14 protein-coding genes are annotated in these 13,410 nt (G+C 47.2%); 7 read left to right on the forward strand and 7 right to left on the reverse strand.

Features of this window, described 5'->3' with window-relative positions:
- Positions 1–7 precede the first annotated feature (7 nt).
- On the forward strand, positions 8–523 hold the full coding sequence (gene ppa / locus METMK1DRAFT_RS05055) for an inorganic diphosphatase (RefSeq protein WP_009071446.1): 516 nt from the start codon (positions 8–10) through the stop codon (positions 521–523).
- 35 nt (positions 524–558) lie between these two features.
- Positions 559–1,779 (forward strand): glycosyltransferase family 2 protein, encoded by a 1,221-nt coding sequence (locus METMK1DRAFT_RS05060; RefSeq protein WP_245544555.1) that lies wholly within the window; start codon positions 559–561, stop codon positions 1,777–1,779.
- Here the strand turns inward: METMK1DRAFT_RS05060 and METMK1DRAFT_RS05065 are convergent.
- From METMK1DRAFT_RS05065 to METMK1DRAFT_RS05095, 7 genes are all read right to left on the reverse strand, one after another.
- Positions 1,769–3,427, reverse strand: a complete 1,659-nt coding sequence (locus METMK1DRAFT_RS05065; protein WP_048087635.1) for a type II/IV secretion system ATPase subunit — start codon at positions 3,425–3,427, stop codon at positions 1,769–1,771. The two genes, METMK1DRAFT_RS05060 and METMK1DRAFT_RS05065, sit on opposite strands and share 11 nt — an antisense overlap.
- 94 nt (positions 3,428–3,521) lie before the next feature.
- Positions 3,522–5,360 (reverse strand): type II secretion system F family protein, encoded by a 1,839-nt coding sequence (locus METMK1DRAFT_RS05070; RefSeq protein ID WP_009071449.1) that lies wholly within the window; start codon positions 5,358–5,360, stop codon positions 3,522–3,524.
- Positions 5,361–5,905: 545 nt separating this feature from the next.
- Positions 5,906–6,979, reverse strand: coding sequence for a TGS domain-containing protein (locus METMK1DRAFT_RS05075; protein ID WP_009071450.1), 1,074 nt, complete (start codon positions 6,977–6,979; stop codon positions 5,906–5,908).
- Positions 6,969–7,607 (reverse strand): ribonuclease HII, encoded by a 639-nt coding sequence (rnhB, locus tag METMK1DRAFT_RS05080; RefSeq protein ID WP_009071451.1) that lies wholly within the window; start codon positions 7,605–7,607, stop codon positions 6,969–6,971. The genes METMK1DRAFT_RS05075 and rnhB overlap by 11 nt, the downstream gene beginning before the upstream one ends.
- Entirely contained in the window at positions 7,604–8,305 is a 702-nt protein-coding gene (locus METMK1DRAFT_RS05085; protein WP_009071452.1) for a 60S ribosomal export protein NMD3, read from the reverse strand. Before METMK1DRAFT_RS05085 ends, rnhB begins: the two co-directional genes overlap by 4 nt.
- Positions 8,306–8,310: 5 nt before the next feature.
- Positions 8,311–8,607: a DUF424 domain-containing protein gene (locus tag METMK1DRAFT_RS05090; RefSeq protein ID WP_009071453.1), complete on the reverse strand. Its 297-nt coding sequence runs from the start codon at positions 8,605–8,607 to the stop codon at positions 8,311–8,313.
- Between the two features lie 4 nt (positions 8,608–8,611).
- Positions 8,612–9,034 carry a translation initiation factor IF-2 subunit beta gene (locus METMK1DRAFT_RS05095; RefSeq protein ID WP_009071454.1) on the reverse strand — a complete coding sequence of 141 codons (423 nt, stop codon included), beginning with the start codon at positions 9,032–9,034 and terminating at the stop codon, positions 8,612–8,614.
- 47 nt (positions 9,035–9,081) lie between these two features.
- Between METMK1DRAFT_RS05095 and METMK1DRAFT_RS05100 the strand changes: the two genes are divergently transcribed.
- The 5 genes from METMK1DRAFT_RS05100 to METMK1DRAFT_RS05120 all read left to right on the forward strand — a co-directional run bounded on the left by METMK1DRAFT_RS05100 (position 9,082) and on the right by METMK1DRAFT_RS05120 (position 13,354).
- Positions 9,082–10,338: a tRNA (N(6)-L-threonylcarbamoyladenosine(37)-C(2))-methylthiotransferase gene (locus METMK1DRAFT_RS05100; protein ID WP_009071455.1), complete on the forward strand. Its 1,257-nt coding sequence runs from the start codon at positions 9,082–9,084 to the stop codon at positions 10,336–10,338.
- A 33-nt stretch (positions 10,339–10,371) separates the two neighbouring features.
- Complete coding sequence (locus tag METMK1DRAFT_RS05105; protein ID WP_009071456.1) at positions 10,372–11,562, forward strand: thiolase family protein; 1,191 nt, start codon at positions 10,372–10,374, stop codon at positions 11,560–11,562.
- A gap of 162 nt (positions 11,563–11,724) precedes the next feature.
- A complete protein-coding gene (locus METMK1DRAFT_RS05110) occupies positions 11,725–12,048 on the forward strand; it encodes a translation initiation factor aIF-1A (RefSeq protein WP_009071457.1) in 324 nt (107 codons plus the stop codon).
- Positions 12,049–12,138: 90 nt separating this feature from the next.
- Positions 12,139–12,801, forward strand: a complete 663-nt coding sequence (locus tag METMK1DRAFT_RS05115; RefSeq protein WP_009071458.1) for a serine protein kinase RIO — start codon at positions 12,139–12,141, stop codon at positions 12,799–12,801.
- Between the two features lie 4 nt (positions 12,802–12,805).
- Positions 12,806–13,354 (forward strand): KH domain-containing protein, encoded by a 549-nt coding sequence (locus tag METMK1DRAFT_RS05120; RefSeq protein WP_009071459.1) that lies wholly within the window; start codon positions 12,806–12,808, stop codon positions 13,352–13,354.
- Positions 13,355–13,410 lie beyond the last annotated feature (56 nt).

Genomic DNA, 13,410 nt, shown 5'->3' on the forward strand with positions numbered 1-13,410 from the left:
GATTAGTATGAAGGTAGGTCCAGGGAAGAAGGCCCCTGACGTCATTAATGTCCTGATAGAGATACCCATGGGATCTAACATAAAATATGAGTACGACGAGGAGGAAGAAATAGTGAAGGTAGATAGAGTGCTTTACACCTCAATGGTTTACCCATTTAACTACGGATTCGTACCAGGGACGTTGGAGGAAGACGGCGACCCTATAGACGTACTGGTTTTAGGTAACTACTCGTTGATTCCTGGGACAGTAATAGAGGCCAGACCCGTTGGGTTAATCCACATGCAGGATGAGGAGGGTACAGACGAAAAGATAATTGCAGTACCTAAGGATAAGACGGATCCTTCGTTCAGTAGGATAAAGGACGTCACAGATATAGATGAGCCCACGAAGAACAAAATAGTCCATTTCTTTGAGCATTACAAGGAATTAGAGCCAGGCAAGTGGGTTAAGATCTCAGGGTGGGGAACGGCTTCAGAGGCGAAGGAGAAGATCATGAAAGCCGTTCAGAGGAAGAAACAGTAATGGATTTTTTAGGAGCTATCCTTATCCTTAGTTCTTTGATAACCTCATCGTGGTTGATACTCCAGGCTTTATATTCACCCCATGATGAGCGAGTGGAGAGATGCGAGGATAAGAAAATTACTTATTCCATAATTATTGCAGTAAAGGACGAGGATCCTGAGGTAATTGGCAGTTTAGTTGAGAACCTAAAGGGTCTGGAGTATCCTGAGTTCGAAGTCATCATTGTCTCAGACGACAGTCCAGAAAGATTTAGAGAGATAGAGAAGCTGGAGGTACCCAAGAACTTCAGGATAGTCAGGAGAGAAGCTCCCACAGGAAGAAAGGCTGGGGCATTGAATTATGGGGTATCTCTAGCCAAAGGTGAGGTGCTGGTCTTCCTGGACTCTGAGGCTAGGGTCGAGAGAGATTTCCTTAAGATACTCTCTAGAACGCCCTGGGAGGATGCAGTGGCCCTAAGACTGAAGGTTAGAGAATCCAAAGGGAGACTTCAAAGGCTATATAGTCAAATGACCGACTACTCAATGGAACACCTATTCTTAGGGAGAGCCGTGAGGGGATTCCCAATATTTCCCAACGGCTCGGCTTTCGCTATAAGGAGGGAAGTCCTTGCGTCTCTGGGAGGATGGAATGAGGGGAAAGTCGCCGAAGATCTGGACATGGGAATAAGGCTCTTTCTACACGGCTATCAAGTACGTTACATACACGACATCGTCGTGGAAACACTGGCTCCCTTCACGTGGAGAGACCTTTTCCAACAAATTAGGAGGTGGGCCTATGGATCTGGAGAGCTTTTGGGATCGAGTCTCAAGATGCTGACTAAAGGAGGTAGGGGTCTAGAGGGATTTGTTTACGCTAACCAGTGGGGAATATATCCCTTGTTCCTTTTAACTGCACTGGTGGTGGGTGCACTTGATATATGGTTCAGACCCTCGCTTTTGGCAGTTGCAACGTCTTTTGGCATCTACGCAATCTCAGCCCTAATATTCTCCCTTAGTTCGAGGACAGTCGAAAGCGACCTTAGGCTGCCAGTCATGATACTTGCAGCCTCACTTATAGGGTACCTTTCGGGCTTGCTCAGGATCAACTTCAAGTGGAGTGTAACTCCGAAAAGGCCTAAAGGAAATGAAGAGACGCCTCTCATATTGAAGGTAATATCGTGGACATATTACATTATAGGTATATTCTCAATCAGGGACGACGTTATCATGGGGTTGGTCTTGGTGGTAGTCTCACTACTCATGCTGTCTATACCGTAACCTTCAGTGACGACATTCTGGCTACCTCTCTCATTGCCTCCTCTGGTCTTAAGCTGTACTTGATTATATATTTTTTAACTAACTTATAACTATCTGGACTTTGAACTATATCCCTAGACGCCGCCATGAGTTTGAGATAAAGTGCCCTCTTTTCAATCTCCTCCTTAACCTCAGACAATGCCCTTCCAGACTCCTCTAACCTAGTCTTCATGACCTTCGCGTTATCTAGATCTACTGTCTGGGTGTCCACCTTTGGATCCCACGTCACTACTCTCCTGAAATCTGAGGATGTGACTACCTCGTCCACAGCAACCACTCTCCTTTTCAATAACAGCTTATCACCCACAAAGACTGGTAGCCTCCTAACGTTTATGACAATGTTGTTCATGGGTATCCACTCCTGCGGGATGTTAAGGGGCGGATTCATCAGCCTCTTCACAGCACTCTCTGTATCGTATGCATGGAAGGTAGTGGCACCTCCGTGTCCTGTGGAGAGAGCTTGGAAGAGGATATAGGCCTCAGCACCCCTTATCTCACCTACAACGATTATATCTGGCCTATACCTCAAGGATAACTTCAGTAAATCCATGAGGGTTATTTCCTTGCTCGTTTCCCCATAGGCTTGTCTAGCGTAAAGCTGTACCCAGTTCTCTTGGGCTAACCTTATCTCTGGGATATCCTCAATGGAAACGATCTTCATGGACTCCTTAGCTAAGTTAAGGATGGAACCTAGAACTGTGGTCTTTCCTGCTCCAGTTACTCCTATAACCATGAAGGACATCCTTAAGTCAATAGAGTACCAAAGGTAGGCGGCAGTCTGCGGAGACATTACACCGCTATTTATCAAGTCCAGGATGGTGATAGGCCTCTCACTGAACCTCCTGATCACGAAGGATGACCCCCTGGCACTAACTTCGTATCTAAAGGTAGCCGCTATCCTATCTCCCTTAGGGAGTATGCCATCCGAAATGGGATTAGCAATTGAGAGGGTTTTACCAGAGAGTGAGATCAATCTGAGAACTAGCTGGTCAAGTAATTCCTGACCGCTTATATCTTTGTCCAAGACCCTCATTGTAGGGCTTATGATGAGGTTCGTGGGTACATAATCGTATTCCCTGTGATATACAAATAAAGGTAAACCGATACCGCTACATGAAATGTCTTCCACCTTAGAGTCAGCTAAGAGTGGAGTTAGGACATTATACCCGAACATATTCCTCAGAAGGTAGTAAAGGGCCACTTTCCCCTTAGTGGTGAGTTTATAAACTCCTCCCACCTGGCCTTGAATGAGCTCTGTGGAAGGCATCTTGGAGTGTGTCTCCAAAACGATCCTTGCTACGTCTATCTTCTCCTCTTTAGAGAGGAGGGCCCTCTCTATCTCCTTAATTAGCGTTAGGTAAGCGTTGAAAACACTATGATCTATTGGTGGTTCAACTAACACATATTTGTATATCCCCTTGTCTTGATCAAAGACAATGAACGTGTGAGGATTGGCTATTGATAGTTCCAAGTTATTGTTCACGAACGTTTTCTTGACGTCTTCCGGGATTATGCCCATCAGATCTACTTCGTATTCGGAGACTATCTCTGGCAACTCCTCGTAGGGTAAAGTTATGGGATATAGACTTATAGGAAGGTTATAATCCATTGAGCTAATAGATTTGGAAGTAGACCTGTCCCCGAACTTAGGTAAAGTAAGTTTCACATTAGAAAAATGGTGGTTTATTCTTTATAAACTATTCCTATCCTGTGGGAGGAACTGCAGGACCGAAAGTGAAATGCACATGAACAATTATTAATATCAGAATGGCAGTCATAATTGTCATAACTCCAGCGTGAAAGAACCCTGACGCCACTTTTCCTCTCCCCAACTTTCCCACCAACAATCCAGCGAAGAATGCATTGATTATTGAGGCTATTGAGGTAATGAAGACTGCCTCTGGGAGGAGCACCCTCGCCTGACCCAAAACCCCTGTGGAGAACGCGTAGGCGTTCCCGGTGATGAGACCGAGGATCGCGGCAGACAGGAGGTTCACAGCTATTATTGAGATGATTACCCCAATGTAAGGTGTATATAGAAGTATCTTTACTTTACTTTCGTATTCTCTCTTTATTTTTATCTGATTACTGATCTGATCTGCTAAACTCTCTATACTATCTGGCGTTAAACTACCTATTTCTATCATATCAGCCAAGGAAATTATGGAGATCCTAGACGAGAAGTCCATTATCTCCTCAGCACCTTTCATGAACGCATCCTTTAGTGGGTAACCTAGAGAAATGTAGGCATATATTCTCTTTAGCACCGTTGAAAGCTTGCCCATCTCTCGGCTGTCCTTAACGTTCCTTATTATTGCCTCTGGTGATAGGCCCGCCCTTATGCCCTCAGAGATGGCTCTGAGTAAGTTCACCACATAGGGATCGTATCCAGTACCCTTCTTGAGTTCTCTTGAGGTTATGATAGCTGGAGGAAGGGAAGCTATTAGCAAACCGATGGTCATAGCTATGGTTACAGGCGTAACATCAGACAAACCTCCACTTAAGGTGAAGAAGGTTCTCAGCTCCCTAGTAAGACCTAAGAGTATTATCATAACCACAATTCCAGCACCCACTGAAATGTAGAAGACCTTATATGAGGATAGCTTCTTCTCGGGAAACCTCAGTTGGGACTGTTCTGCCAATAGGATGAAGACTCCGTCCACAAGCGGAAGAATTAGTATTAGAAGTGCCCCGAAAGCCGGAACTGGAATTGAGCCACTTAGACCTGGGAAAAGGGCTTGTAGCAAAAGAATCAGAAAGAAGGTTATGTAACCAGAGGCCAACCATATTACGTACGTCTCTCCAACTCCTGAGAGCTTATCAGCTGCTATGCTGGCTGCGAGTTCCAACTGCCTCAAGATGTCCCTGGATTTAGCCTCAACAGTCTCAACAACCGGAGCACCAGTCCTTACTGCCGTCACATAGCTTACAAGAAAGTCATTAAACATCTTGGAAGGTGAGATCTTTATTGCATTAAGTAGGGCATCTTCTACACTCTCCCCCAGATAGTTTATTCTCTTGGAAACATACAATGTCATTTGAACGACATAGTTGAACGCAGCAGTCTTCGATATCCTCTCAAATAGTATCCTAGGACTCAGTCCGCTCTTCAAGAAAATAGTGAAGACTGCGGAGAAGGCTGCCGTCTCAGCATCTATACCAACTCTCCTGTTTTCGATGGACTGGGAGATATTGACGATGAGCAGAAGATAGGTGACCAGAGGTATTATTATCGCAAAGACGAGGAGCATGAGGCCCAATACGACGAACTTAGCGAGTCTGAAGACCAAGTAAAGCTTCACAAGCACGTAGATGCCGAAGAACGCCAATATACCTGAAAACGCGGTTGAGAGTAATAAATAAAAGAAGGTCTGTGCAGCGAAAATCCTCGGATCTACATTCATCCCAGCTAGGAGTAACTTTCTCTCGACCGACTTGGCCATCGACTGAACTATACCCAACCCGTAAAAGCTAGCCAGCAATCCACCTCCAGAGTTGACCATGTTGTTTGTCTTTCCTCTCTTGGGTAGCTTAAGGGCCATAATTAACTAAATTAATTGTGTACTAAACAGCATTATAAATAATGATGTCCTCACGGTGCTCCCTTATACAGCCCTTAAGAATCAACTATATTTCTCTCTAATAATTGTAAACCTATTGATTAGAGAACTTTTACATTTAATTCTATTATCAATTTGACTGAAAAATGAATACTGTATCTTTCAAACAGAATCATAATTTAATTGGACTACTCAGTTATGCTTACTCTCATCCTCGGTGAGCTGAATTAGGGTCTACGGTAATGGAGTGGGGGCAAACAACGTTAGGGATACATCCACAGTAAACGGTTCACAAACTTATGCACGTAATCCCTAACACGGTTCCTCTTACGACGAGAGTGTTTCCTCATCAGGCTGGTTTGACTCAGTTACGAGATGAAGCGGAGGAGATCGGGCTCGAATTTTCCTCACAGCCCAAGGGAAGTTAATTTCCATTGAAGGTTTGGGAAGCTAGAAAGCGAGAGAGGGACCCTAAGGTACTGAGTATGAAACTCCCTAGGTGAAGAACAGACCCACTTAATGGTCTCTCACTTAGTGTGAATCTCAACTATGTCCTTATCCTCGAGCACGTGATCCTCTCCGACTCTTTGGCCGGGGAATTTGGCTGACTTGCCCCACACCCTAGCATATTTGAAGTTTTCAGAGAGGGCACTATGAAGTTTCTTGGCAACGTCGAGCACTGTAGAACCCCTCTTCATGATCATGGGATCCTTGGTTGGTTCCTCGAGGGGCTCCTTAGTGTACACTCTTATGATGTCGAGGCTCACGAACAGCTCACGCCTGAGGTCGTCCAACTTGTCAAGTTGAACTACAGGAACTTGAGGAAAAGAGAAGGAGTTTTGAGAGGCCACGACTGCAGGCTTGAAGGAGATTGCCTCAAAAAGAGATTTCTCAACGTCATCAAGGGTAACTTCGCCCAAAATTTTAACTATTGCGGATTTTATCCCAAAACTCTCCAAATAATGTTTTACCTCGTTCTCATCTGTCCCCACCAACTTTCCCATCATCACGATCCTTATACCCTCTTTACTACTTCTGGAACGTTCCACTACTACCCTACCTTTGGGTCTTCCTAGTATTATGTTATTGTTCTCCAGGAACTCCTTCATCTTAGTGAACTCGTCCCTGTCCTCTACGACGAACAGGATGGAATCCGCGTTCCTCACCAGGCCCAAGATCTTGCTCACTATCAACCTGGAGTCAAGGATGAGCTGTGGCGGATTGACCAATTGAATGGCTACGTCTTCATAATACGTCATCGCCGGAACTGGCAGGTCTCTTGGCTCTGCCTTGACGTTCGTGAGGGATCTCATGAGGGAATTCTTGAGGTCTTGTCTCCCCAGAAGTAATACCTGACCTGCGCCTTCCTTCTCAAGGAAAAAGGAGATGCCTCCCCCCTTTGACTTCTTTCTCTGCTTCTCTGCCTCCTCCCTCAGCTCCGCTAACCTTCTCTTGGCCCAATAGACTAGGTTCTCGGTCCCCTTATGCTTAGGTACACTACTGAGGAAGTCCTGTATGGCACGGATCTTCTCCTCAGGTGTCTTGGCCTCCATAACTCGCAACCATTTGCTCCTAGCCTCTGCAGGTAAGTTAGTTACCAAGTGAAACCACCTTCTCTAGGTAATACTGGGGGGCACTCTTCTGTAATAGTTTCCAAGTCCTCCTTATAATGGTTGGTGGGGGTTTTCCTTCCTTTGCAAGCCTCTCCACCCACTTCCTTGTCTTGGGATCAGATGGATAACCACTCCCGAAATCGCCATATTGCTCCCTAAGCTCCAATACTATCCTGTCCCTGACGACTTTGGCCACAATGCTGGCCGCGCTGGCCTCCAGGAAATTCTCGTCAGCATGATACACTACATTTGGTCTAAGCCCTAACCTGTATATCTCCTCTATGACCTCAACTTCCTTCCCTACTCTGTCCACGGTCACAGTGTCTATGGGAAAGGCAGATAAGGCCCTCATGACCTCCAAGACCTTTCTGTAGGTTAACTCGTTCAAGTTGTTGGTGTCTATTTCATCTGGAAGGGCCTTAGCTATTGCTACTGCTTCACTCTCCTCCAAAATGAGGTGAAAGAGCTCCTCCCTCCTTTTCCTAGTAAGCTTCTTGCTATCCTTTACTCCTACCGCCCTGAGCCTACCCATTCCCTTCTCGCTTAGCACAACTCCCGCTACCACCATGGGGCCTATGAGGCATCCTCTTCCTGCCTCGTCTATCCCCAACCTCATAGCCTCAGGGATATAACTAATTTGGCGTCCCTTTTACCCCTTTTGATCCTCTCGTTTTGATAGCTCTCCTTTACCTCAACTCTGACCTCACTCATCACCTTCGTCACGAGCCTCTTGGCAACCGTCTTGCTGATGAAGTAGTAGTCAACTCCTTCCTTTCCCTCCACTACGTCGGATAAGTTGGACATCTCGTCTTTTGAGAAGAACGACTCAAAGAACCTTCTCACGTCCCAGCTCATGACGCCATCCCTACCCCTCAGTTGGACTATGGCCTCGTAGTATTTTCCCCTTCTCTTGATACAGGAGTCACAGAGCACGTAGTCAACCTTGAGCGGTACCTCCTGATAAAGGTTGAACTTCTCTCCCAGGACAGTCCCCTCCACCCTCACAGGGAGACGCACCCCAAATTTATCAGAACGCTGGGTTCCTATCTCCACTCTATAATCGTTGATGTTGTGGTCAAGTTTTAAGGAGTTCATCAGGGCATCCTCAGCGGCCTCAGTCACTGGGTCTGAATCGGGACTAGGTGTAACCCACCTTCCGTATTCCTTCCTGGCACCGCACACTCTGCACACTTCGACCCTCAGGAATTTCGGGAACATCACGACACTCCTGTTCTTAATGTAGCAGCTAGGGCACATCCTATCGATTAAGGGCACGTCCTCAGCTCCGCACATTACGCAAAACTTACCCGCCATTTCCATCACAGATTGTATATCTGAGCAAATTTGATCCCCGACACTGATAGAACGGAATCCTTATGTACAAGTCCCCTCCTTATGGCCTCTTCAACCAACTGATTTCCCACTAGGCTTACCACAGTGGCTTCCTCTACCAGATCGAAGGCAAAGTTGACGTCTACCTCTTCTCCCCCATAGAACTCATGGTTCACATTTAGGATTGCCCTACCGTCCCTGAACACTTTTCCCAGCACTTCCCTTTCACAGATGTTTACGAAAACGTGACCTTCTCCCCTTATTACGTTAAGTACAACCCTCATTGTCTCACAGTGGCTTCACTGGGGTCTTAGCACCACAAGCCAAGCACTGGATGTACCATATCTTCTTCTCCTTGACCAAGACTGTATCATAGCTCTTGCAAGTGCTACATTGTACGTAAGTCTTCAGGAATCTGTCCATGAAGGTGTTGACAATGGCAGAGGAGAACTTCCCTTGGATTATTAACTGGCCGTTCTCTCCTATAGAGCCTGCTGCAGCGAGTTCCTTAAGGAGGTATCTCATGCAGAGCTTATCCTCTCTCCGTATCCTGTCGCAATATTCTCCGAAATTCCTTATAATGGTAGTATTCCCGACGTTAATGATGCTGAGGGTTGGAAGGGTTTGGGTCTCACTTGCCCCACCCTTCTTCGGCAATTTGACGTAAAGCCTCTCCAGCAGAGCCTGATACCTTTTTCTGTTCTCTGACATGAAGTTCAACAACTCTATATAACTACACGATTAAATGTGTAACGAGCATGAAGGTATACTTCGAGACCTACGGTTGCACATTGAACAAAGGGGATACCCTGACCATGATGTCCCTACTTAGGGAGAGAAAGCATCAGCTTACCAACGACATAAGTTCAGCCGACGTGATAGTCATCAATACCTGTACTGTGAGGATGGAGACCGAGGAGAAAATGAAGAAGAGAATTAAGGAACTCGTATCCACCGGAAAGAAATTGGTAGTAGCAGGTTGTCTTGCTGGAGCGGAGCCTGCACTGGTCACCTCCCTGGCCCCATCGGCTTCACTGATAGGGCCGCAGAGCCTTGAGAGCGTAGTGAAGGCTGTTGAAGGGGACTCCAGAGTAGTAGAGATAGGAAGCAAACCTCCCACTTTGCTCCCCAAGGTTCATGAGGGTCTCATAGCCGTGATACCGATAGCTGACGGTTGCGCGGGCCACTGTAATTTTTGCATCACGAAACTCGCCAGGAGGATCCTGAGGAGCTACTCCATGAGGGCTATAAAGGAAGCGGTGCAGGAGTCCGTTAGGAGGGGAGCTAAGGAGATAGAGTTGACGGGGCAGGATACTGCAGCGTACGGACTTGATCTAGGGGGGTTGGTGGGACTGCCAGACCTGGTGAGGGAGATCTCTTCGGTGGAAGGGGACTTCATGATAAGGGTGGGAATGATGACCCCTGATCTGGCCATGAGACGTTTAGATGAGATCATAGAAGCCTGGTCTCATCCGAAGGTCTACAAGTTCTTCCACATCCCCGTTCAGAGCGGTAACGATAGGGTCCTCAGACTCATGGGCAGAAAATACACAGTGGAAGAGTTCAAGGCTCTCGTAAAGGAGATAAGGTCCAGAATTCCTCAAAGTAACATTACAACAGACGTAATTGTGGGCCATCCCGGTGAAGATGAGGATGCGTTCAAGGACACGCTAGACCTCATGAGGGAGCTCAAGTTTGAGAGGATACACATAGCCATGTACTCCCTGAGGCCCAACACGAGGAGTTCCATGATGCCACAGGTTCCAGGGGACGTCAAGAGGAGGAGACTAAAGGAGGCAGTGTCGCTCTACGAGGAACTCTCCCTTGAGGTTCACAAGAAGTACGTTGGAAGGGAAATGAGAGTTCTAGCCCTCGAGAGAGGGAAGGGAGAAAGCGTATTAGCCAGGACGGAGAATTATATACCGGTGGTCCTCGACATGGTGGAATTGGGGAGGTGGTATGACGTGAAGATAATAGACTCCTCGTTCTTTGACTTGAGGGGGATGATTATTTAAAAAGTTTAAATTGTTCTATACAGGGATGTTGTTATGCCTGAAGTTTATGTGGTTTCAGCTGTAAGGACACCAATAGGGAAGTTCGGAGGATCGCTGAGGGAGGTAAAACCACAGGAGTTGGGAGCACTTGTGATTAAAGAGGCCCTAGAGAGGTCTGGTGTGAAACCTGAGGAAGTGGAGTTAGTAGTAATGGGGAACGTACTCAGGGCGGGACACGGGCAAGATCTGGCGAGACAAGCCTCTCTTAAGGCAGGTATCCCTTGGAATGTGGACGGTTACTGCGTTGACATGGTCTGCTCCTCGGGTATGATGAGTATTTCCAACGCTTATCAGATCATCAAGTCAGGTGACGCGGACTTGGTGGTGGCTGGCGGGATGGAGAGCATGAGCCAGGCCATGTTTGCCCTGAGGGCTGACCTAAGGTGGGGAATTAAATCACTGCAGGGGAGGAACGTGGAGTTTATAGATACCATGTTATTTGATGGGTTGACTGACCCTTTCAACCTCAAGCTCATGGGGCAAGAGGCAGACATGGTGGCGAAGGAGAGAGACATATCTAGGAGAGAGCTGGATGAGGTGGCATATGAGAGCCACAGGAGAGCTGCCAGAGCCTGGGAGAAGGGTTTCTTCTCTCATGAAACGGTTCCCGTGAGCTTGCCTCAAGGGAGGCTCGAGAGGGATGAGGGTTTCAGGCCAGACACTAGCTTGGAAAAGTTGAGTTCCCTTAAACCAGCGTTTAGTGAAGGAGGTTTGCATACAGCGGGCAACTCTTCGCAGATCTCAGATGGGGCGACAGCACTGGTGCTCATGAGCGAGAAGGCAGTGAGGGAGAGGAGGATTGAACCTATAGCGAGGATAATGGGGCACTCGTGGGTGGGGATTGAGAGTTGGAGGTTTACCGAGGCTCCAATCCAGGCAGTGAGGAAGCTCCTGACTAAGCTGGGCATGGAACTGAAAGACTTCGATTACTTTGAGAACAACGAGGCCTTTGCGGTGAATAACGTGTTAATGCACAGATTCCTCGGAGTTCCCTATGAACGGCTAAACGTGTTTGGGGGAGCGATAGCTCTAGGTCATCCCATAGGGGCCAGCGGAGCTAGAATAGTTACCACTCTCATAAACGTGTTGAGCAGGATGAAAGGTGAGAGAGGCATAGCCAGCATATGCCACGGTACTGGAGGTTCTACTGCAATAGGGATAGAGCTGATTAAACCTCTCCCCTGAACCATCGAGAATTACTCCGTATGTAGCTCAGGTTTTTCGTGTCTGCTGTTCTTGACGCAGGAACGAGGAGCCGATCCCTCAGGGCTGGATGACTCACAAGACCTGAGCTAATGTAAGCTTTAATACCTGACCTTCCCTTTAAACGCAAAGGTGTCGAAGTAGTTGCCTAAGAAGGACAAGAACGTTCAGTCCACCAGGGACGTCCCTAAACCGGGGGAAGGAGAGGTCATATGTGTAGTGAAGAAAATGTTAGGGGCAGAGCACATAATCGTGTCCTGTCTCGACGGTAAGGAAAGAACTGCAAGGATACCTGGGAGGATGAGAAAGAAGACTTGGATTAAGGAGGGAGATGTTGTTCTGGCAGCACCGTGGGATTTCCAGCCGAATAAGGCAGATATAGTGTACAGGTATATGAACGACGAAATCAAGAAACTAGTGGAGGAGAAAGTAATAAACAGGGAGATCATAGACCAATTGAGAGGCTGAAGACCCATAGAGAGAAGGAAGGAGGAGAAGAGGAGGAAAGATGAGGATCTTTTCAAGACGGTAGATTCGACAATAGACTCTACTACTTATATGGCAGTACTCCAGGTAAGCAGGAGACTGAGAATAGATGTAGTACTGGGTTCCTTAGCTTCAGGAAAGGAGGCCAAGATATATCCAGCGAGAACCCTTAAGGGCGAATACATAGCCTTGAAGATATACTACACGTCGACGGCTTCCCATAAGAGAGCTGTAGTCAAGTACACCACATCAGACGCTAGGTTCAAGAATCTGAAGAGCAAGGGTACCAAGGAACTCATATACACTTGGGCGAGGAAAGAGTTCAGCAACCTCAAGAGAATGTACGAGAACGGAGTGAGAGTTCCGAAGCCACTCCTCTTATACAAGAACGTGCTGGCGATGGAGTTCTTGGGCGAGGACGGTATTAGAGCCCCACTACTAGTTGAACTGGAAGATGAGGAGGTAACCGAGGAGCTCTACAGGGAAATTTTGAACCAGGTGGAACTCTCAGTGAAGAGATCTGGACTAGTCCACGGTGACCTGAGCGAATACAACGTAATGATAGTGAACAGATTGCCCTATCTCATAGACGTAGGCCAAGCTATCCTGGTTGAGGACGAGACGGCGAGGGACTTACTGCGTAGGGATATTGAGAACGTCAATAGGTTCTTCTCTTCCAAGGGAGTAGATGTACTGGCCGTGGAAGAAATATTAGCCAGGCTTGGCTTTGAATAACTCGATGTTCGTTTCTGTTCCGGACGAGAAACTAGAGGACGTGAAGAGGTTGATCCCTAGGCTTAAAGAGATAAGTGGAGTTGATGTGGAGTATGAACCTAGGGGGAAAAACTTCATTGTGGACGCTAAGAACGTAAGCCCCTATGAGGCCATGAAAGTCGTGAGCGTTATAAAGGCAGTGGGATATGGAGTGCCTTCAGAGGAGGCTTTAAAGCTCATGGGGGAGGACTACATACTTGAGGTAATAGACCTCAAGGAGAGCCTCGGGTCGAAGGAGTCCCTAATCAGGGTCAAGGGACGAATAATTGGAGAGGATGGCAAAACTAAGAGGATAATTCAGGAGTATACGGGGGTCAGAATACACGTGGGTGACCACTTCGTGGTCATGCTGGGCACGTACGAGCAGTTACCCATAGCCAGAAAGGCCATAGAGCTCCTGATAAAGGGCAGGGAACATTCCACGGTTTATAAGTACCTCAACAAGGCCGAGGAGGAACTCATGAGGTACAGATTATCGAAAGTGAGGACAGGTAGGGAGAAACTCATCAAATGATCAGCAGCAGTTATGGGAATCTTAGGGAGGTAATACGGGAAAGTCGGTATTAGCGA

Origin of the sequence: Metallosphaera yellowstonensis MK1, from assembly GCF_000243315.1 — an archaeon.
GTDB classification, from domain to species: Archaea; Thermoproteota; Thermoprotei_A; order Sulfolobales; family Sulfolobaceae; genus Metallosphaera; species Metallosphaera yellowstonensis.

Coding starts and splice junctions, on each gene's coding strand:
- ppa (WP_009071446.1), top strand. CDS start 8: ATGAAGGTAGGTCCAGGGAAGAAGGCCCCTGACGTCATTAATGTCCTG.
- METMK1DRAFT_RS05065 (WP_048087635.1), bottom strand. CDS start 3,427: ATGGATTATAACCTTCCTATAAGTCTATATCCCATAACTTTACCCTAC.
- METMK1DRAFT_RS05070 (WP_009071449.1), bottom strand. CDS start 5,360: ATGGCCCTTAAGCTACCCAAGAGAGGAAAGACAAACAACATGGTCAAC.
- rnhB (WP_009071451.1), bottom strand. CDS start 7,607: ATGAGGTTGGGGATAGACGAGGCAGGAAGAGGATGCCTCATAGGCCCC.
- METMK1DRAFT_RS05085 (WP_009071452.1), bottom strand. CDS start 8,305: ATGGCGGGTAAGTTTTGCGTAATGTGCGGAGCTGAGGACGTGCCCTTA.
- METMK1DRAFT_RS05090 (WP_009071453.1), bottom strand. CDS start 8,607: ATGAGGGTTGTACTTAACGTAATAAGGGGAGAAGGTCACGTTTTCGTA.
- METMK1DRAFT_RS05095 (WP_009071454.1), bottom strand. CDS start 9,034: ATGTCAGAGAACAGAAAAAGGTATCAGGCTCTGCTGGAGAGGCTTTAC.
- METMK1DRAFT_RS05100 (WP_009071455.1), top strand. CDS start 9,082: ATGAAGGTATACTTCGAGACCTACGGTTGCACATTGAACAAAGGGGAT.
- METMK1DRAFT_RS05105 (WP_009071456.1), top strand. CDS start 10,372: ATGCCTGAAGTTTATGTGGTTTCAGCTGTAAGGACACCAATAGGGAAG.
- METMK1DRAFT_RS05115 (WP_009071458.1), top strand. CDS start 12,139: ATGGCAGTACTCCAGGTAAGCAGGAGACTGAGAATAGATGTAGTACTG.
- METMK1DRAFT_RS05120 (WP_009071459.1), top strand. CDS start 12,806: ATGTTCGTTTCTGTTCCGGACGAGAAACTAGAGGACGTGAAGAGGTTG.